This window comes from Pontibacter amylolyticus (genome assembly GCF_014638845.1).
Taxonomy (GTDB): Bacteria; Bacteroidota; Bacteroidia; order Cytophagales; family Hymenobacteraceae; genus Pontibacter; species Pontibacter amylolyticus.
Genome location: NZ_BMFP01000003.1, coordinates 156,846 through 177,190 on the forward strand (window position 1 = coordinate 156,846; position 20,345 = coordinate 177,190).

Consider the following 20,345-nt stretch of genomic DNA (forward strand, 5'->3'; position numbering starts at 1 on the left):
TATGATGAAGCACCTCACTTTCGCCATTTTCCTATTGATCTGTACCGCCTGCGCAGGTATAGCACAACCTTCCCAGTCGGAGCAACTGCTCACAAAACCCAGCGCCTATGGCATGGAAGAGACGTTGACCAAACTTCGAACGGCCCTACAAGGTATGGGAATCAACCTGATCGCGGAAGTTGACCACGCCAAAGCTGCCGCTGATAAGGGCCTGGAGCTCCGGCCAACGCATGTGCTTATTTTCGGCAATCCGCTGGTAGGCACCCACCTCATGCAAGCCGACCAGCGCGCCGGTCTGGACCTGCCTTTGCGTCTGCTGGTATGGGAAGACGAAAAGGGTCAGGTATACCTGAGTTACCGTCACCCAAACGAATTGAAACAGCACTTTGCCATAAGTGAGCAGCAGGCCGTGCTCGATAAAATGGGGAAGGTATTTGAGAAGCTGAGTGAGGTGGTGCGGGAGTAACGTATCTGCTCTGTGTTTGTGGTAATTATCGGTAAAACCCATTGTCTGTCAGGGTTGTAAAGGTGTACCCCGGCGCCTGAAATTTCCCCCTCCTGGTTCATTGCAATTACTTATAATTTAAATTATTATTGCGGTCTGAGGGCTCCTAATGGCTCTTATCACAAGCTATGCCCACACGTAGTCTACTCTCATTCGCAGCAGGGTTTCTCCTCCTCTTCGTCCTCTATCATTTCCCGGAGTTTTTCTCTGCTTTCTGGATAATGGCCCTGTTCAAAATCGGGTTCCTGGTGGCTGCTTTTTTCCTGGTCAGAGCTCAGGGGTGGCGAGGGCTTGGAGGTTATGGCTTGGCGCTGAAATCCAACTGGCTCGTGCAACTCCTGGTGGGACTATTGCTGGGTCTGGCATTCTTTGCGCTGTCGTTCTACCTCTCGATTCTGCTGGGCTATGAAAGCATAGTTTCCAGCACCTCCATCGCAGCTTTTGCCGGCCAAGTACCTATGCTCCTGCTCATGACCGTGGTTCCTTCTGTAGCAGAAGACATCTTAACGCGGGGCTACCTTTACGCACATCTGGAAAAGTACTTGAAGCCCGCTTACTGGGTGCTGCTTTCCGCTTTGGTCTATGTGCTCAATCATATCTGGCGATTAGGCGATGGCGCGGCAGTCCTTTCCTATCTGCTGTTACTCGGACTGGTACTGGCCTATGCGGTCATCATCACCAAATCACTCTGGCTTGCCTTCGGCATACACTGGGGCGCCAACATTTCCTACGAATCAACCAGAACATTATTCAGCACCGCTTCTTCATCTTCGAGCGATGCCAGCACCTGGATACTGACAGGCTGCTGGGGCTTTTTGCTGGTGCTATTAATCTTATGGCAGTCCTACAGGAAGCCTCGTGAAGTCAGGTATAGCGCTGGCGTCTGATGTTTTTATAGCGAACATTGAGGAATAAGATAAATAGAAGCGGCTGCCTTTTTCTGAAGCATTCTTTCCTGTTTAAGTTCGTGGATTTAACGGTCTAGTATAAATGACGGCGAAGGCCATAGGCTGAGATGACATTTATACCTTGTTGGGCAAAGGTTTTATTCATGGAATTCATACTTATAGAATTTAGGTATATATCCACGGATACTTTTTAATAGTCCATTGGTGTCATAGCTATAAACCAATTTATATTCATTAACCCTATCGTTCATAAATACCGACCTAATATCAGAGCTAATTAATCTGCCTGCTGCGTCAAACTTGTTTTCAATGATCTTATCATCTTCAAATCTTTGCAAATCAGAGTAATCTGAGAACTGAAACCTTGTAGTGTCACCTTCGTGAATAGCAAGTCCGCTTTTAAGCTTTTGCTCCAAATAAAAGCCATAAAACCTTTTAACATAGAAATCTCTGTCGTACTCCTTAGACTTCTGATAAAAAGTTAATGAGTCGTTGGTGCGGACGGTCGTTGACTTAAAGGGGCTATAATAATAGTTAGTAACACTATAAGGTTTCTGAAATGATCCTTTATAGTATTTAGAAGATGCTAAAAGTCCAGATGAGTTGTAGCTAAGGTAAGTATTGTTAACACTTACAGAATTACTAAAATGAAAAATAGTATCAATTACTTGAGTTGGTCTCTTTAGTGAATCATATAAGTAATGACTTATCTGTTCAACTGTTTTTGATCTGCGAGTCTTTCTATTGTAGGACGCACTATACTTAACAACCCTAACTTTATTTCCATCTTTATCACATTCTACAACTTCAGACAGATCTTTAGGTGAATTTAAGTAGACAAAGATCTTCTTAATGTTTCTGTTAATGTATACACTATCAGGCTGCCACCTATTCTCAACCTGTCCATAAACAGGCAAAGAGAGAAGCAATAAAAAGCATACTATTAGCCTGATCATTCTTTGAAGATTTATTATTTAAGTTCTGCCCAACTAGTGTAAAGCAGGAACACCTACCCCACTATCTGCACTATGTCTGGTATGTTACCGCTTTATCAGAAGCGCATTGTTATACCTAGTTAAACTCTTCTAATATAGGAAATCCGAATATACTCTCAATAAAATACAAACAAAAAAAGCGGCTGCCCTCTTTCGAGAACAGCCGCTTCTAAAATATGATATTCTAGTGCGATTACACGTCTACACGGGCATACTTGGCGTTGCGCTCGATGAAGTCGCGGCGAGGGCCTACCTCATCGCCCATCAGCATCGAGAACAAGTGGTCGGCCTCAGCGGCAGACTCGATCGTTACACGCTTCAGGCTGCGTGTTTCCGGGTCCATGGTCGTGTTCCAGAGCTGTTCCGGGTTCATCTCACCAAGACCTTTGTAACGCTGCACACCTACGCTGTCGTCCTTGCCCTTGCCCAGATCGGCGATGGCCTCGATGCGGTCCTGCTCACTCCAGCAGTAGCGCTCTTCTTTGCCTTTCTTCACCAGGTATAGCGGCGGCAAGGCGATGTAAATGAATCCTCTCTCGATCAGCTCTCTCATGTAGCGGAAGAAGAAGGTCAGGATCAGTGTACGGATGTGCGATCCGTCAACGTCCGCATCCGTCATGATGATGATGCGGTGGTAACGCAGCTTCTCCATGTTCAGCGCCTTTTCGCCCTCCGACGTTCCGAAGCTCACACCCAAGGCCGTGATCATGTTCTTGATCTCTTCGCTCTCGTAAATGCGGTGTTCCTGCGCTTTCTCCACGTTCAGGATCTTACCACGAAGCGGCAGAATCGCCTGGAACATACGGTTACGGCCCTGCTTGGCAGATCCGCCCGCTGAGTCACCTTCCACCAGGTATATCTCGCAGTTCTCCGGGTTATTGTCAGAGCAGTCGGCCAGTTTACCCGGCAAGCTGGTGCTGGAGAGCACGTTCTTGCGCTGCACCATTTCGCGGGCTTTGCGGGCTGCGTTACGGGCCTGCGCGGCCAGGATCACTTTCTGCACAATGATGCGGGCTTCCTTCGGATTCTCTTCCAGGAACTCGTTCAGCATTTCGCCAACAGCCACATCCACAGCACCACCCACGTCGGAGTTACCCAGTTTGGTTTTGGTCTGTCCTTCAAACTGTGGCTCCTGAACTTTCACCGAAATAACGGCGGTCAGGCCTTCGCGGAAGTCATCACCGGCAATCTCGATCTTCACCTTGTCAAGCATACCCGACTTGTCGGCATAGGCCTTCAGGGTACGGGTAAGGGCGCGGCGGAAACCACCTACGTGCGTACCGCCTTCAATGGTGTTGATGTTGTTCACATACGAGAAGATGTTCTCGGAATACGACGTGTTGTACTGCAGCGCAATCTCAACAGGCACACCGTTCTTCTCACTCTCGATATAGATGGGCTCCGGGATCAGGTTCTCACGCGTCTCATCCAGGTAGGCCACAAACTCCCTCAGACCACCTTCTGAATAGAACGATTCAGAAAGAGGCTGTCCGTCCTCACCAATCTCACGCAGGTCCGCCAGGTTAATGCGGATGCCCTTGTTCAGGAATGAGAGTTCGCGCAGACGGCTGGCAATGGTGTCGTACTTATACTCTGTGGTTGTAAAGATCGAGTCGTCCGGCTTAAACTGCACGGTGGTACCGGTTTTGTCGGTCGTTCCGATCTCGCGCACCGGGTAGGCAGGCGCGCCGATGTTGTAATGCTGCTCGAATATCTTGCCGTTGCGGTGCACGGTTACGTGCATGTCGGTTGAGAGTGCGTTCACGCAGGATACACCCACGCCATGCAGACCGCCGGATACTTTGTAGGTGTCCTTGTCGAACTTACCCCCGGCGTGCAGCACGGTCATAACCACCTCCAGGGCCGAGCGGCCTTCTTTCTGGTGGAAGTCGGTTGGTATACCACGGCCGTTGTCAGAAACCGTAACGGAGTTGTCTGTGTTGATGGTCACATTGATCGTGTCGCAATGACCGGCCAGGGCCTCGTCAATGGAGTTGTCCACAACCTCCCATACCAGGTGGTGCAGGCCTTTGATGCCAATGTCGCCGATGTACATGGCAGGACGCTTGCGTACGGCCTCGAGCCCTTCCAGTACCTGAATACTATCTGCTGAATAATTGTTATGCAATTGTTTTTCTTCTACTTCACTCATTTGTGTCATTGGGTAGATTGAATAGGTAAAATTACCAATTTATTTCGTTTTATCTATGCTTTCGGGACAGTATTTGCACCGATTGCCGCGCACCCGCCGGGCAGTAGGCTGCCCGAGCCGAAGGTGCCTCTTTTTAAACAAAATATATACATCTTTAGTGCCTGTTTTACAAACACTTATCCCATAAAAACACAAAAAGACCGCCTCTTCTGGAGACGGTCTTTCTGCTTACTTCGAATGCAAATTATATTGGCAAAAAAGTGCCGGAGCTTTCACCCGCAACTGTTCTTCCTCGCCCTTAGGAGCGGCACGCAGGCCGGCCCGGTTTTTTTCATAGCTCAGTCAGGCATTGCATCGTGTTGTAAACGAACATACTGCCCCGGCATTGCGAAGGTTGCCGAAAATTTCTGTTGCCATCAGGTCGCCTTGTGTTAAATTTCGGGCATGAAAACGATCCTTCTCCTCCTTATCTCCAACATCTTCATGACCTTCGCCTGGTACGGTCACCTCAAGTTCAAAGACACCGTACTCTGGAAGGTCATTCTGGTCAGCTGGTTCATCGCCTTCTTCGAGTACATGTTCCAGGTGCCGGCCAACAGGATCGGCCACGGACAGTTCACGGCCTTTCAGCTCAAGACCATTCAGGAAGTGATCACGCTCGTGGTGTTTGTGGCCTTCTCGGTGCTATACCTGAAAGAAGAGGTAAAGTGGAATTACATCGTCGGGTTCGTCTTCATCTTATTGGCCGTGTTCTTTGTGTTCAAGAAGTGGTAGTTGAATGGTTGAATGGTTAACTGATTTTTTCCGCAGTATAAGCTTATGATGAGGTATAGTTTTCTTGATCCTGCGTTGCTGAAAAAGGCTTTTTTCGATCCCATGCGGCCGGATGAGATCTGCTGGAAACCCCGGGATATAGAGGCGGGGATCAGAGCACTTACTACCCATGGAAAGTCGATCGGGGCAATATCGATTTACTTCAAGTCAGGAGATGGGGTTTATTGTCCTGTGTGGGGAGATTGCCTGCTGCTGGAGGGTGTTAATGATGCATATTGGCAGTTGTTCGAGGGCCTTCATTTTCAGCAGGAAGTAACCCTGGAACTGGTGTATCAGTTGATAAACCGGTTTGCCCTTGTAAAGCCACAATCGTATGACTGGGCTGAAGACGCAGCATGTTTTAAGACGGCTATCGCATCAGAACTCACCCGGTATAATTTAAGTGAAATGTACTTCTGTTTACAATTGGACTAGAAGGTATACCTTTGACGCTATACCTGTATCTTTGCAAGAACAGCGTTGCGTAGAAGAAAGCAGCGTTGCTCTGATTGAAAGAAAACCTATACCTATCATGAAAAAGTGGTTGCTATACCTGAGCCTGCCCCTCACCCTGGTCGCTTGCCAGGGCGGTGCCAGCGAAGAAGACCGCCAGCAGACGCTGGAAACCGAAGTGATGGACCTGCACGACGAAGCGATGGCCGACATGGGCAAGATCTACCGCCTGCGCCGCAACCTCACCAGCCTCCGCGACTCCCTGCAGGCGCATTCCACTGACATGGCCATCATCAGCCTGCTCACGCGCCGCATACAGGAACTGGAAAAGGCCGATGAAGCCATGATGGAATGGATGCGCCAGTACAAAGCACCCGACACGCTCGCGCACCAGCAGGCCATGCTATACCTGAATGAAGAGCATCAGAAAATGGCCCGCGTCAAAGCCCTGATGGACAGCACCATCACCAACGCACAAGAAACCTATGCAACTTATGGAAAGAAATAAACGAAGCACCTTTTTTTCAGCGATGCTGCTTGGCCTTTCGGCGCTTGGCTGGCAGGCTTGCTCTCAAAGCTCTTCTGAAACCAGCGACCTCCCCTACCTGGGCGAACGCCAATTGGTGCAGCGCGAGGTCGATGGCCAGCAGGTAACCGACACGGTATACCACCGCATACCTGACTTTGCTTTCATCAACCAGGACAGTCAGGTGGTAACCAGCCTCACCGTGCAGGACAAGGTATACGTCACCGACTTTTTCTTCACTACCTGCCCCACCATCTGCCCCAAGATGAAGAGCCAGATGCTGCGCATTTACGAGGCTTTTGAAGATGACCCGCGGGTGATGCTCCTCTCCCATACCATCGACCCGCAACACGACACAGTGGCCGTGCTGCGTGACTATGCCGACCGCCTGCAGGTGAACAGCGACAAGTGGCACTTTGTAACCGGCGAGAAAGACAGCATCTACAGCATTGCGCTGCAGTACATGGTGTCGGCGATGGAAGACGAAGAGGAGCCCGGTGGTTTTGTGCACAGCGGTGCCTTTGTGCTCGTGGACCAGAACCGCCATGTGCGCGGCATCTACGACGGCACCGACCCTGCCCAGGTCGACCGGCTGATCCGTGACATACCCGCCCTGTTGCCTAAAAAGAAAAAGAAGGATGCTGATAAAAACTAAAATCTTGCTGTATGTGGCAGGTATAGCCGCTCTGTTCACCCTGACCCGCTGTTTCTACTCAGACAAGCAGAACGAAGGGGAGCAACTCTATACCCAGTACTGCGCCAACTGCCACATGGACGACGGCAGCGGCCTCCGCAACCTGATTCCACCCCTGGCTGGCGCCGACTACCTCGAGAACCATCGCGACGACCTGGCCTGCATCATCCAGCACGGGCAGACGGGAAACATTGTCGTGAATGGCAAAAATTATAACCAGGGCATGCCTGCTTTTGAGCACCTCAAGCCTGGCCAGATTACTAACATCCTCAACTACGTGCAAACCAACCTCGGCAACAACAATCCACGCTTTACCATACAGGAAGTGGAAAAGCAGCTGAGAAAATGCCGCCACCTGCTGGAGGATTAAGTTACCCCAGTTGAAATCATAAAAAAGGCGCTGCAGTTTATTTGCAGCGCCTTTTTCTATACCTGTGCGTTCTGGGTTTATCTTCCAAAATCGTCCTGCACACGCACAATATCGTCTTCGTTTGAGGGGTTGGCGGCATCAGTGTGCTGCCAGATCTCAGCCAGTACGCCCCAGCCATCGAGGCCTACAAGACGATGGCGCTCTCCCTGGCGCAGCGTGATCAGGTCGCCGGGGTGAAGCACTTTCACTTCGCCCTCCTCGTCTGTGTCGCTGGTTACTACACCCACGGTGCCTTTCACCACTTTCCAGATCTCGGCGCGGCGGTGGTGGTACTGCCAGCTCAGTCGCTTCTTCGGCGCCACCAGCAGTATTTTCGGGCTCAGCTTACCCGATATCTTCAGCTGGTCAACCGGCATGCTGTCGAAATAAGCGTTGGCAAAGTCTTGTGCCTGCGTTTCGTCGATCACAAAAAATCCGCCCCAGGGACGGGTCTGGTCCTGGTTGCTGATGTTAAAATGCTGTTGCTTGAGTTGCTGTTCTACTTCTGAGAAAAGGGCTGCTTTATCAGTTGTGTCGGTAGTCATGTTCTATTGGTCTTTAAGGGTGATAGCATTACACGTGCAGGTATACGCTAACGGAAGATTCAGGCCGCCTGTTGAGGCTTAGGGCAAATTTAGTAAAATTCTCCAGATACCAAGGTGATGCTGCGGGCAGTCCCTTTTCATGCTTACAGGATCTCCCCTTGTCCTCAAGGGAGTTGTCTCAGGGAATGAAACAGCCCTTCTTCAAAGGCGGCAACTTATACCTGAAATGCAAGATTTAGGGGATGTCAAACTTCCTTGCCCGCTAAAATGCCCTGGAAGAAACGCTCGAAGTTTTTGTTCAGGGCGCCCCATTTGAACTCGTGGTTGGGCGTGCGGTAACTGTAGCCGGCAAAGGTGTTTTTGGTCACCACCGGAAACTGGCTGATCCGTTGCCCGGTGACCCAGCCGTAAAATCCGACCTGCTTTTGCGCAAAGTCCACCCAGCCCACGATCACATAGTCTTTGGAAGCCGGTTTCTGCTCCTGCGGGTAGCCGTAGGTCCAGTTGTCGTTCGGCGGCCTGTCGGTTGATTTCTTCGCGACTTTCACATCTATTTTGCAGCCGCCTATCAGAAAATCAAACGCATCTGAATTCCTGTTTTCGAAGCCCGCACGATCCACCTCGTAGGTATAGCCACGTGACTTGAGCCAATGTTCGAAGGCATACTCGCCCATACACCCCAGCACAGCCTTGTCAAGCCGCTCTTTCGCTGTAAGTTTAAAGCGGGAGTACAGGCCGTTGCGCACCATATCCGCTGCACACTGCCGGGCTATCGTGAGGTTGGCGTCGAAGTCAAAGTTTTGCACGAGCATTGCTGTTCATCAGATTGATTTAAAGTCAATACCGATGTCCTGCAAAGTTAGTTGTAGATTGGTCTTATCTATTTCGTTCAGCTGAAACAGGGAGTCCGGACAGATGAAGGCTCTGGGCTTCAGCTCGATCGCTTTTCTGAGCACCTCTTCGGTGATCGTATCCAGCCCAAACAGCAGTCCTTCCTGCACCACTTCGTACAATACGGCATCGCCTACCGCCACCTCATTTACAGTAGCCGTCAAAGGCATACCTGACCTGAGGAGCAACTCCCACAGCATGCGCTCCCGCTGCGTCTGATCTTTCTCAGTGCCCGTAAAGAGCTTGAGCTGCTCTGCTTTTCGGTCGATGTTCGCGTGCCCATGGCTGAAACTGGAAGGAGCGAGTTTGAAATGCCTAAATCCGGTGTCTATACCCACAGCACCCTCCTGCCCTTGCAGCTTTTCATGCTGCAGGAGTAGGCGCTTTCTTGTGATCTCGGAAATGGTTCTGAAGCCCTGCTGGTAGGCTTTGGTGGTTTGGGCGATCTGCTCGTCGAGCTGCACGCAGATGTACTTCCGGTTGCCGCCATCCTGCTGGTTCATTTCGAGCACGGCCTGGGCAGTAGCACCCGAACCGGCAAAGAAGTCCAGGAAGATGCCATCCGGATCGTCGGAGAAGCCCAGCAGGTACTTGATCAGGCTGGGCGGTTTCGGAAAGTCAAACACCTTTGCCCCAAACAGGGCTTCCAGTTGGGCGCTGGCGTTTTCGTTGGTGCCCACGCCCACCTTTGCGTTGATCAGGTTCGGCGGCACTTCTTTGTCGTACACCAACTTTTCGTACGAGGGGCTCAGCTTGATGGTCGGTATACTGATCTTGGTGCCCTTGCGGATCTCCTCGTCCAGCTTAGGCTGTGACCACTTGAACTTGGCTTTCAGCACAACAGGTTTTACAAACAGTCCACCCTTCACCACGGTGTCCTCCAACAATTCGATGGCATACCTGTCGGTGCCGTAACTGCCTTTCGGCAGCGGGCCGTCTTCCAGCCGGGTGGTCACCACATTAGCCGGGAATGTCAGGATGCCGGGTTTGTTGGTCTGGTTGAGCAGTCCGTTGGAGCTGGTGCTGTTTTTTTGGACGCCCTTAAATTTTTCGCTGTTCTTATTTTTCTGGTAGCAAAGCACATACTCCACCACTTTCTTGCTTTTCCTGGAAAGGTTGGCCGGCGTCTCGGACTTCGCCCAGGAGAAGTAGTCGATGAAGTTCTCTTCGCCAAACACCTCGTCCATAACCAACTTGAGGTTAGCCAGCTCGTTGTCATCGATGCTCACGAAAATAATGCCGTCTTCGCGGAGCAGCTGGCGGGCCAGAGACAGCCTGGTCAGCATCATGCTGAGCCAGTTGGAATGGCCGTTCTGCTTGCGGTCAACCACGGAACGACCGGATCTGCCTGCAAAGTTGTCGGCGTAGATGAAGCTGTTGGAGCCGGTGTTGTACGGTGGGTCGATGTAGATGCCTTTTACCTTGCCATGATAGGCCTTCTGCAGCACTTTCAGCACCTGCAGGTTCTCCCCCTCAATGAATACATGCTGCGTTTGCTGCCAGTTAACGGACGCATCGGGCACAGGTATAAGCGTGTCGGTTACAGGTATGTGGAGTTGTTTGTAGGCCTCTGCCTTGCCCGTCCAGGACAGTTGGTATACCTCCGGCTCCGGGTGCACCTGGTCCCCCAGCAGTTCCTTCAAATGCGCCACGTTCAGCTTACCTTCGGTAAAGGCCGCCGGAACGATCTCCTTCAGTTTGAGCAGCAAGTCTGTAGGTATAGGTAAGGACGCGCCCTTCATGGTAAAATCTTCTGTTAATCTGTATTTTAAATGGGTTGCCAGGTATAGCAAGCTCAGTTGCAGCCCTACGAGCTGTGCTCTTTCGTTAGCACGGTAGCGTCCGGGTTGAACTATGCCGCAGGGCCTATACCTAGTTTCGAGGAAATTAATCTGGAACGGGAGGAAGCGGCTATACCCTGGCAAAAGTTGAAGATAGCGAATAAAGGAGATATGGGAGGAAGGAAATTTTAGATTAGAGTGAAATCTTAAAAAGCAAGCCCTGACGGCAGATAATATGACTTAAATAAGGCGTCAAAGGTATAGCTATCGGGTTCAGTCCTCAATTGCCTCAATCCCCTGCTCCTTCAGTCGTGCCAGGTGCTCTTTCATGGCCTGGAGCTGCTCCGGCGCATGCCCCTGCCATTCGGTCACCTCGCCCGTAACGCGAAGCGGATGCCGGGTCCGGTAAGACTTTGTCGGATTGCCGGGAAATTTCTTGTCCGTCAGATTGGGGTCATCTTCTATCGGGCCAGTCGGCTCTACGATGTAGATTTTACCCTTTCCTTCGCCCACAGCCAGTTCAGCGCCCCAGATAGCAGCATCCATTGTGGCGGTCAGGTATACGAAGTTCGCCTTTCTGCGCGTGCCGTAGTTGGAGGTGTAGCCCGGCGCAATCAGTTCGCCTTGCTTCAGGTTAGCCTTGGTGCCGTGATAGAGTGGCTGTGCGTTCAGATCGTGGGTAGCCTTCGGTGAATTGGCCTTGTTGCTATTCTGTTCCATTGCCTTCATCTTATTTGTACTCAACTTTTTTTTCTGGCTATAACCGATACGTGATTTAGCGGGTACTGGTCCAGCTCCAGGTGCCGGCACTGACAATTGCACCCGGCCAATATTCTCAGGTTCGCGTCTATCCCGATGGAACTGTAACCGAACTTCTCACCCAGCCAGCTATCCTCGTGCGCTCCCTCCGCATCGCCAAAGGTATAGACCAGTATACCTTGCGGGTTCAGGAACCGGCAAAGCTTCCCGATGACAGGTTCCTGAAACTCCAGCGGCAGGTGAAAAATGCTGTCCCAGGCCACGATCAGATCAAACCTTTTTTCTGTTTCCCATTCAATAATATCGGCCTTTTCAAATTTCACATTCGGATGATTTTCCCTGGCTAATTTCAGCATCCCCTCCGAGACATCGATGCCGGTTAATTCGAACCCGTTATCCAGAAGTCGGTTGATGATGCGCCCGCCGTTCCCGCATCCTACATCCAATGCGGTTCTCTTTTCAGCGCAGTACTGCATGGCCCGCTCGATCATGGAGACGCCGTAGTCAGATCCGATCATATCGGCGTTCCACTGCCGGGCAATTTTGTCGTAGCTTTTGGCGATTTGTGAGGGGTGCAAGGTTGGAGGTGGTTTGGGTTTTGAAGCGGCTTTGCTATCCGAGTGATCTTAATGCCTTTTATATGCTGCCGTGTGCTCGGTATTTTTTGCTTTCAGTATGATCCAAACCAGAACTGAGAAAGCAAGTGTCAGGACGGCGAATAACTTTTCAAAATTGGTTTTCGCAAACAGGTTGCCAATCGTATTTAAACCGAAAAGAATAAGAAATACCCACAGTATTACATTCACAGTTCTTACAGAGAGCACCTGTTTTATATAGCTCCCTTTCATGAGCAGCGTGAAGATGAAGAAGATATTTATGAGGATGGAAACTGACTCAAAAACATACATCTCAGCGTCATTTTTCAACCTCCCTCCCCATGTGATTTCGTAAGGGATGATCTTAAAGATAATACAGAAATGAAAGACCGTTACCGTGGTTACCAGCAATAACATTGTTTTAATGGCAGTTCTTAAATTCATATTTCTTATTATCTCAAATCTATGACATACATAGTACGTTTGTTGGCACTATGTACCCAGGTATAGGCAGCAACTTTAAGCAGTTCCTTAAGCACCCCTACATTGCAAGTCATCTTTGTCCCGAATGATTGTTACCTGCGTTGTTGTAATAACTAAGGCTACCAGCAAAATCGGATTTTCATACTTGCAAATTTGGCACAATGGGCTACAATACGTTGTCGGGTAATGTTATACTTCTGAAGCTAAATCTCTTTCTAGTTGTTTGATGAAACCTCCCCACATGCCGCTGCCGGTTTTTTCAGTTATCCTTTCTTCTGCCTTAACCAGTAATTCATGTGCCTTTTGAAGGTTCTTATCAACTCCCCTACCTTTGTAGTGATAGAAAGCTAGGTCAGACAAAGCATTGTAGTTACCCAGTTCGGCGCATTCTTGGCCATACTGAATGCCCTTCCCTTGATCTATTTTGCCGCCAGTGCCCCTCATGTATATCCTCGACAGTCTCAGCAGTGCACGCTCTCTGTACCATTTGTCCGCTAACAAACTTTCTAACAGTAGAACTGCCCTATCTACCTCTTCTGTTTTCTCGTCAATTATGTAATCTGCCAACTCTAAAACATCCGCTTTGCTGCCCAGTGCAATAGCTTTCTCTCTCCATTCAATCACTTTATCTGCGTCAACGTTCTCCTGGAAATAATAATGGTCAGCTATTTCGTGAGCAGCCTCAGGATGCCCCATTTCTGCTGCTTTGAAAAATAACTCCAGTGCCTTTTTACTTCTGTCTTCAGAAGTATCATGATACTCAGATGCGTTAAGCGCAAGAGCATACTGAAACAGGCTTCCAACACAGTTCTCAATCTCGCCTAGATCCTGATTTACAAAACCTACGCTTTCAATCTCTTCCATTAGCTTCTGCGTCTTCCTATAGTTTGTAAACTCTGTCAATGAGTAGGCATAGAACGTGCCATCATACTCTTCATCCAAATGGCTAATCTTTGTACTTGTCTTCTTAGAGTTTTGGTAGAACAGAACTTCATTATCCTCATTTACTGCAAAAGCAAAGTCGTTTTTTGTCAACGTACCGCTGTTTCTCAGCTTAATAGTATGCTCAAATGAAGTATTTAAATCCCAGAACAAACAGTTCTCCATCCTAAAGAATACTTTGGTTTCCTGATTGATTCGTTCGCCCCGGTAATTCAAATAATCGACAGGAACATCCATACCTAATTCCATTTCCACGGTTTCTACCTTCATTTTTGACGTAAAAGACAGTTTCTATAAAGAAGTGAGATGGTTGATATTATGCTGATCAAACAAGGCGCGTTTGCTTTCAATATTAATTTGCCCAACGGTTAGTACAGGCTGCGAACGAGGCTCAGCCGAATGTGGAGCCTGTGCCTTGTTGTGGTTTGTATTTTTATTTAGCCCATTTCAGTAGCTGAAGCAAGAGAAAAAGCATGGCACTGATTACTGAACCCCAAACGGTTATTCTTGCTAACATCTTTTTATATGGCGAGTTTATGTTCTCCGTTCCAATGTAAAAGACACCATATTTTTTGAGATAGAATTCTAACCTTTCGTAGTTAGCATAGGAGTCTCTGATGAACACAATCTCCTTACCTTCAAGAGGGACAAGAGTAATATAATAATCTAAGCCATGCCTTGTGTAAGTTTCCTTGAATTTATACCCTTTTATGTCCTGCCTCTTCAGTGTTTTTGAGTTAAGTCCAAGCCAGTACTTCACTTTCATTGCTTCGCCTCTAATCACAAGGCTCTTGTAGTTATAGTTGAAAAGCCAACCTAAGGAGCACATGGCAATAATTACCCCTAAAGCTATTATCAGGTAATCATATTCACCTTTGAGACTGTATTGCCAGATGCACACAACCAGTAGGAATGAAAAGAACAGCAAAGCCAAAATAGCTTCATAAGGAAAGATTATCTTCAGCTTGTAATCCTTATCTTTTTTCATCATTGATATAAGCCACAACTACCTCAAAAGCGTGAACATACGCTTATTGGCACTATGTGCGAAGGTGTAATTTGCCTTTCGCAGTACTTTCACTCCACTAGCGACCGTCTTTCACTTCTTTCATCTCTTTATATTCACCTCAGCTAATATACTATAATACTACAAAGATCCACAGGACTTATACTGATATTTAATTTTTGGTAGCAGAGACATTCTTCTGTCAGGAATAGCTGATCAACTAGAATTTTTTCAGGTATAAGTGATACAGGAAATTGCTATATTGTCAGAGAGAAACAGGCTAGTTTATACCTTTGAATCAGCAATCCATTATACTTGCCTCTCCACATGGTACAAATGCAGCCTGTTCATACCTCTTCCCTACCCCTACTATGAATATAACACACGTTCACCCGGCACCGCTCCGACATCTGATCAACATCAGCCTGCTACTGTGCCTCCTTTGCATATTCAGTTGCCGCAGCAAAAGCGACGAATTGCGACTGAAAAGCAAAAATTTCGAACAGGAAATTGCACGGGAGCAGAACCTGGTGTTCACCTTCGACAAAGATTTGGTGGGCGATTCCCTGCTGAACCAATGGGACACGATTCCATATCTGACCATCACGCCGAAGGTAGCCGGCAAGTACAAATGGACAGCTCCGAACGAACTGGTTTTCTCGCCCGATAAGCCTTTTGCCCCAACCACCGATTATAAGGCAGAGCTTACCGAAAACCTGCTCCAGCACGCCGCCACCAAGTATAAAATTCCGGCCGGACAAGGCTTCACTTTCCATACGCCTTACCTGAGGCTGCAACAGGTGAAAAGCTATTGGGTAGCCAACGAGAACAGCCCGAACCAACTGGAGGCAAACCTGCAGCTCGACTTTAACTACCCCATCCTTTTTCAGGAGCTACGGGAGGATTTAAAAGTATATGCAGGCACCAAAGAGCTACCCGTAGAGCTGACCAGCGGCAACCGCGATAACATCACCATCCGCGTGAAGCAAGTGGAGGGGCAGCAAGACAAGGAAATTCCGCTACGCCTAAGTATAGCCAAAGGCCTGAGCGTGGCAGGCAGCACCAACCAGACCGACCATACCATCGAGCGTGATATTCTCTTGCCCAGCCGCCAGCGCATGATGGTAGCGGAAGTGCTTACGGCATTGGAAGAGGGCCAGGAGCGCATTTACATCCTCACCACACAACCTGTCACCAACAGCAACATTGGCAACCTGATACAGGTAAGTCCGCGACGGGAGTATACCGTAGAGCGCCTGCAGAACGGGTTGGTACTGAAGGGAAATTTTAACCAGAGCAGCACCTATACCCTCACGCTTTCCGGCGACCTGATGGGCATGGAAGGCAAACCAATGGGCCAACCCTACCGGCACAGCGTGACCTTTGCCAGCGCGCAACCAGGCATCAGTTTCGCCAGCGGCAAGAGCGTCTACCTCAGCAGCCAGGGGGCTCGAAACCTTGCCCTCAATCTGAATCAGGTGCCGCGCATTAAAGTGAGCATCAGCAAAGTATACGAAAACAACATTCTACATTACCTGCGCGAGGGCAAGCTATACGACGGCTACTACGACGAGGAGACAGAGGAGTATTACTCCAGCTCTTACTACGACGTGAACGAGAACAACGGCAACACGCTTTTTGAGCGCGAGTACAGCACCGAAAGCCTGCGCAAACAAGGTAGTTCCTACCTGCTCAATCTCAACCTGAACGACCTGGATTTTGACAGCCAGTTCAAAGGCTTGTACGTCATCACTGTGGCCAGCACCGACAAAAACTGGCTGAAGGATTCCCGGATTGTGTCGGTTTCGGATATTGGTCTGATTGCCAAACAGGGCAAAGACGAAGTGTTGGTGTTTGCCAATTCCATCCGGGAGGCAACCACCATGGAAGGTGTGGAGATTCGCTTCATCAGCACGAACAACCAGGTGGTGCACCAGGCCACAACGGATAAGGACGGCGTAGCCCGGTTCAGCAACATGGGCAAAGCTGCGCCGGACTTCAAGATAGGTATGATTACGGCCCGCAAAGGGGATGACTTTAACTACATGCCTTACAGCCAGACGCAGGTCAATACTTCCCGCTTTGAGGTGGGTGGCAAACGCCTGAATGACCTGAACTACGACGCCTTCATCTACGGCGACCGCGACCTCTACCGCCCCGGCGACACCATTCATGTTAACACTGTGGTGCGTACGCCGGATTGGAATACGGTGGCCGGATTGCCTATTAAGGTGAAACTGCTTTTACCAAACGGAAAGGAATACCGCAGCACCAAAGGCAAATTGAACAAGCAGGGCGCCAACGAAACCAGTTTTATACTAAACACGGCTGCTGTGACAGGCACCTATACCTTGGAAGTATACTCGGGCAACGATGTGCTGCTGAGCGCCAAAAAAATTGGCGTGGAAGAGTTTATGCCCGACCGCCTGAAAGTGACGGCAGTGCTGAACAAAAACACCTACAACGCCGGCGAGAAACTGGTACTGAACCTGACCGCGCAAAACCTGTTCGGCCCGCCTGCTGCCAACCGCAACTACGAAGCCCAACTCAGCCTCAAAAAGAAAACATTCGAAGCCAAACGCTACCCCGACTATACTTTCGACATCCATACCTCCGGCTCCATCAACATCCAGACCAGCACCCGCCAGGGAGAAACCGACGCGCAGGGCAAAGGACAAGAGGTGTTTGAGCTGGAGAATTTCCAGGATATCGGTCTGCTGGACGGCTCGCTCTACACCACCGTTTTCGATGAAAGCGGTCGGCCTGTTAATCGCCTCAACAAGTTCGATGTGAGCACGCAGCAGGCCTTCTTTGGCATCAAAAATTTCGATGACTATGTGAGCACCCGCCGGGCTATGAACATTCCGCTTATCGCCCTGGACCGCAGTGGCTCGCCTGTTTCCGCCACCGCCAGAGTGAAGCTGGTGCGCTATACCTACGAGTCGGTGATAGAGCGCTACAGCGACGAGTATAACTATAAATCGCAGCGCAAAGAGAACGTTCTTATCAGCCAGAACATAGCCATACCTGCAACCGGAGCCACGTTCAATTTCACGCCTGTTTCATCGGGTGAATACGAAATCCGCGTGATGCGGCCGGGTGCTTATAACTATGTAGCGCAGGAGTTCTACGCCTACGGTTGGGGCGATACCGAAAGCACCTCCTTTGCCGTGAACACCGAAGGCGAAGTGGACATCTCGCTGGACAAGGAAAAGTATGAAATAGGCGAGCAGGCCAAAGTCCTGTTCAAATCGCCGTTTGCCGGCAAGATTCTGGTAACGGTGGAGCAGAACAACGTGCTGAGCTACTACTACCTCAAAACCGACAAGAAGGCTGCCTCACTTACCTTGCCTATCAAAGACGAGCTCCTGCCAACGGCTTACATCACGGCCATCGCGCTGCGCCAGGTGAAAGACAACCAGATGCCGCTGACGATTGCCCGTGGCTTCAAGCCTTTGACTGTTACCAAAAAAAGCACAAAACTGGACGTCGCTATACTTGCTCCAGAGGCTTCCCGATCCAACAGGGTGCAGCAGGTAAAGGTGAAAACCGCGCCTAATGCAGAAGTGACGCTGGCGGTAGTGGACGAAGGCATACTGCAGATTAAGGATTACCAGACACCCGACCCGCACGGATTCTTTTACCAGAAGCGCGCGCTGGAAGTAAACGGCTACGACCTATACCCTTTCCTTTTCCCGGAATTAGGCAGTCGCTCCAGCACCGGCGGAGACGGGTATGACCTGGCCAAACGAATCAACCCGCTCACCAACAAACGGGTAAAATTGGTGTCGCTTTGGAGCGGGCAGTTAAAGGCTAATGCCAACGGAGAGGCAACCGTGAACGTGCGTATACCTGAGTTCTCGGGGGCAGTGCGTATCATGGCGGTGGCTTACAAAGACAATTCCTTTGGCTCTTCTGAAAAGATGATGCGTGTATCGGATCCGGTGGTGATCAGCACAGCGCTGCCGCGTTTTGTTAGCCCGCGCGATACGATACTGGTGCCGGTCACGCTGAGCAATACCACCACCAACAAAGCCACAGCCGCCAGCACCATCTCCGTGACAGGTCCGCTGCGCGTGGTGGGGGAAACCAGGAAATCAGCAGGTATAAATCCGAATGCGGAGGCTCAGGTTACTTACAAACTGGTGGCTACGCCAGCCATCGGGCAGGCAACGGTGAAGGTGGCTGTGAATGCGCTGAACGAGCAATTTGTGAACAACACCGACATCACCGTTCGCCCCATCGCACCGCTGACCAAAGTAACCGAGGCCGGAAGTATAAAAGACGGCGCCACGGCCGACATCAAGCTGGCCAACGACTTTATACCTTCGTCGGTGTCGGCCAAACTGGTGGTAAGCCGCTCGCCGCTGGCGCAGTTTACTGATGACATCACGTTTCTGCTGCGCTACCCGCACGGCTGCCTGGAGCAGACCACTTCTACGGCTTTCCCGCTTTTATACTATACCGACCTGGCCCGCTCGTTGAACCAGGATAAGAAAGGCCGCACTTTCAACCCGAACTACCTGGTACAGGAGGCCATCACCAAAATTGAGCTGATGCAGCAATACGACGGCGGATTCACTTACTGGCCCGGCGCCACTTATACCGACTGGTGGAGCAGCGCTTACGCCACCCACTTTTTACTGGAGGCTAAAAAAGCAGGCTTCCCGGTTACGCAGGCGGTGCTGGACAAAGCCCTGCGCTACCTGCAGCAAAAGGTAAAAGGCAAGGCGCTGGAAGAATACCGCTACTACGATGCCAAGCGCAACGTGCAGAGCAAGTACATCGCCGCCCGCGAAACGACTTACTCGCTGTATGTGCTCAGCATCGCCGGTCAGGTCGATTGGGCTACGATGAACTACTACAAAGCCAAACCGGAATTGCTGTCGCTGGATGCGCGCTACCTGCTGGCCAGCACCTACGCCCTGAACGGCAGCCGCGAGAGCTTCAACCAGATTTTGCCCCGCTCCTTCGCCGGCGAAACTTCGGTGCGGGCACTGGGCGGCAGCTTCTACTCGCCTATCCGGGACATGGCCATCTCGCTGAACAGTTTGATGGAAGCAGACCCGGATAACCCGCAGATTGGCACCATGGCGCGGCATTTATCCGAAGAATTGCGCTCCAAACGCTGGTACAACACGCAGGAACGCGCTTTTGCGCTAATGGCTTTGGGCAAGCTGTCAAGCCGGAACCGGGGCAACCAAACGGCTCAGGTATACCAGAACGGCAAGCAAATCGGCACCTTCACTGGCAAGGACCTGACTTTGACGAGTAACCTCGGTAGTGGGCCAATCAGCATACGCAGCAAGGGCGACGGTTCTTTATTCTACTTCTGGGAGTTGGAAGGCATCAGCCAGAGCGGCGATGTAAAGCGTGAAGACAATTACCTGAAAGTGCGCAAAACCTTTTTCGATAGGAATGGAAGAGAAATCACAGGCAACACCTTCCGGCAAAACGACCTGGTGGTCGTGCGGGTAGAACTGCAGTCGCTTGACGGTAGAAGTATACCCAACGTAGCCATCACCGACATGCTGCCAGCCGGCTTCGAGATAGAAAACCCGCGCTTGATGACAGCCCGCGAGTTCAGTTGGTTGGAGGCTCAAAAACCTGCCACGCCTGACTACATCGATATCCGTGACGACCGAATCAACCTTTACGCGACAGCCAAACCGGAGCAGCAGTACTTTTTCTATCAGGTGCGTGCGGTGTCAAAGGGCGATTTTCAGTTAGGGCCGATTGGGGCAGATGCCATGTATAACGCAGAGTATAATAGTTGCTGGGGGGGAGGGGTTGTAAGAGTGAGGTAGAGAGTCCCTTTCTGTCATTTCGAACGCAGTGAGAAATCTGAATTATTTCATGACCCTAATATTTCAGATTTCTCACTGCG

18 protein-coding genes are annotated in these 20,345 nt (G+C 50.2%); 8 read left to right on the forward strand and 10 right to left on the reverse strand.

From position 1 onward, the window contains the following. Window position 1: 1 nt before the first annotated feature. Both IEV97_RS08810 and IEV97_RS08815 read left to right on the forward strand, forming a co-directional pair. A complete protein-coding gene (locus tag IEV97_RS08810; protein ID WP_229733872.1) occupies window positions 2-466 on the forward strand; it encodes a DUF302 domain-containing protein in 465 nt (154 codons plus the stop codon). A gap of 167 nt (window positions 467-633) precedes the next feature. Continuing rightward, entirely contained in the window at window positions 634-1,392 is a 759-nt protein-coding gene (locus IEV97_RS08815) for a CPBP family intramembrane glutamic endopeptidase (RefSeq protein WP_188501154.1), read from the forward strand. A 158-nt stretch (window positions 1,393-1,550) separates the two neighbouring features. Here the strand turns inward: IEV97_RS08815 and IEV97_RS08820 are convergent, their stop codons facing one another. After that, window positions 1,551-2,369 (reverse strand): hypothetical protein, encoded by an 819-nt coding sequence (locus tag IEV97_RS08820; protein WP_188501155.1) that lies wholly within the window; start codon window positions 2,367-2,369, stop codon window positions 1,551-1,553. A gap of 232 nt (window positions 2,370-2,601) precedes the next feature. Further along, window positions 2,602-4,560, reverse strand: a complete 1,959-nt coding sequence (gene gyrB / locus IEV97_RS08825) for a DNA topoisomerase (ATP-hydrolyzing) subunit B (RefSeq protein ID WP_188501156.1) — start codon at window positions 4,558-4,560, stop codon at window positions 2,602-2,604. Between the two features lie 444 nt (window positions 4,561-5,004). Between gyrB and IEV97_RS08830 the strand changes: the two genes are divergently transcribed. The 5 genes from IEV97_RS08830 to IEV97_RS08850 all read left to right on the forward strand — a co-directional run bounded on the left by IEV97_RS08830 (window position 5,005) and on the right by IEV97_RS08850 (window position 7,416). Then, window positions 5,005-5,334 (forward strand): DMT family protein, encoded by a 330-nt coding sequence (locus tag IEV97_RS08830; RefSeq protein WP_188501157.1) that lies wholly within the window; start codon window positions 5,005-5,007, stop codon window positions 5,332-5,334. A 45-nt stretch (window positions 5,335-5,379) separates the two neighbouring features. Beyond that, the gene (locus IEV97_RS08835; RefSeq protein ID WP_188501158.1) at window positions 5,380-5,808 is read left to right on the forward strand and encodes a hypothetical protein; all 429 of its coding nucleotides are present in this window, start codon (window positions 5,380-5,382) and stop codon (window positions 5,806-5,808) included. A 97-nt stretch (window positions 5,809-5,905) separates the two neighbouring features. Beyond that, on the forward strand, window positions 5,906-6,334 hold the full coding sequence (locus IEV97_RS08840) for a hypothetical protein (RefSeq protein WP_188501159.1): 429 nt from the start codon (window positions 5,906-5,908) through the stop codon (window positions 6,332-6,334). After that, entirely contained in the window at window positions 6,321-7,007 is a 687-nt protein-coding gene (locus IEV97_RS08845; RefSeq protein WP_188501160.1) for an SCO family protein, read from the forward strand. Before IEV97_RS08840 ends, IEV97_RS08845 begins: the two co-directional genes overlap by 14 nt. Then, window positions 6,991-7,416 (forward strand): c-type cytochrome, encoded by a 426-nt coding sequence (locus IEV97_RS08850; RefSeq protein ID WP_188501161.1) that lies wholly within the window; start codon window positions 6,991-6,993, stop codon window positions 7,414-7,416. Before IEV97_RS08845 ends, IEV97_RS08850 begins: the two co-directional genes overlap by 17 nt. A gap of 77 nt (window positions 7,417-7,493) precedes the next feature. Here IEV97_RS08850 and IEV97_RS08855 read toward each other — a convergent pair whose 3' ends face one another. The 8 genes from IEV97_RS08855 to IEV97_RS08890 form a co-directional block, all read right to left on the reverse strand. Next, on the reverse strand, window positions 7,494-8,000 hold the full coding sequence (locus tag IEV97_RS08855; RefSeq protein WP_188501162.1) for a cupin domain-containing protein: 507 nt from the start codon (window positions 7,998-8,000) through the stop codon (window positions 7,494-7,496). A gap of 245 nt (window positions 8,001-8,245) precedes the next feature. After that, window positions 8,246-8,812, reverse strand: a complete 567-nt coding sequence (locus tag IEV97_RS08860; protein ID WP_188501163.1) for a hypothetical protein — start codon at window positions 8,810-8,812, stop codon at window positions 8,246-8,248. Between the two features lie 9 nt (window positions 8,813-8,821). Further along, window positions 8,822-10,633, reverse strand: coding sequence for a site-specific DNA-methyltransferase (locus tag IEV97_RS08865; RefSeq protein ID WP_188501164.1), 1,812 nt, complete (start codon window positions 10,631-10,633; stop codon window positions 8,822-8,824). Between the two features lie 312 nt (window positions 10,634-10,945). Then, window positions 10,946-11,392 carry an NAD(+)--rifampin ADP-ribosyltransferase gene (gene arr / locus IEV97_RS08870; RefSeq protein WP_188501165.1) on the reverse strand — a complete coding sequence of 149 codons (447 nt, stop codon included), beginning with the start codon at window positions 11,390-11,392 and terminating at the stop codon, window positions 10,946-10,948. Between the two features lie 20 nt (window positions 11,393-11,412). Continuing rightward, window positions 11,413-12,009 carry a class I SAM-dependent methyltransferase gene (locus IEV97_RS08875; protein WP_188501166.1) on the reverse strand — a complete coding sequence of 199 codons (597 nt, stop codon included), beginning with the start codon at window positions 12,007-12,009 and terminating at the stop codon, window positions 11,413-11,415. A 48-nt stretch (window positions 12,010-12,057) separates the two neighbouring features. Next, entirely contained in the window at window positions 12,058-12,471 is a 414-nt protein-coding gene (locus IEV97_RS08880) for a hypothetical protein (RefSeq protein ID WP_188501167.1), read from the reverse strand. A 228-nt stretch (window positions 12,472-12,699) separates the two neighbouring features. After that, entirely contained in the window at window positions 12,700-13,722 is a 1,023-nt protein-coding gene (locus IEV97_RS08885; protein WP_188501168.1) for a tetratricopeptide repeat protein, read from the reverse strand. Between the two features lie 163 nt (window positions 13,723-13,885). Continuing rightward, window positions 13,886-14,443, reverse strand: a complete 558-nt coding sequence (locus tag IEV97_RS08890; protein WP_188501169.1) for a hypothetical protein — start codon at window positions 14,441-14,443, stop codon at window positions 13,886-13,888. Window positions 14,444-14,829: 386 nt separating this feature from the next. Between IEV97_RS08890 and IEV97_RS08895 the strand changes: the two genes are divergently transcribed. After that, window positions 14,830-20,265: an alpha-2-macroglobulin family protein gene (locus IEV97_RS08895; protein WP_188501170.1), complete on the forward strand. Its 5,436-nt coding sequence runs from the start codon at window positions 14,830-14,832 to the stop codon at window positions 20,263-20,265. The last annotated feature ends 80 nt before the right edge of the window (window positions 20,266-20,345 follow it).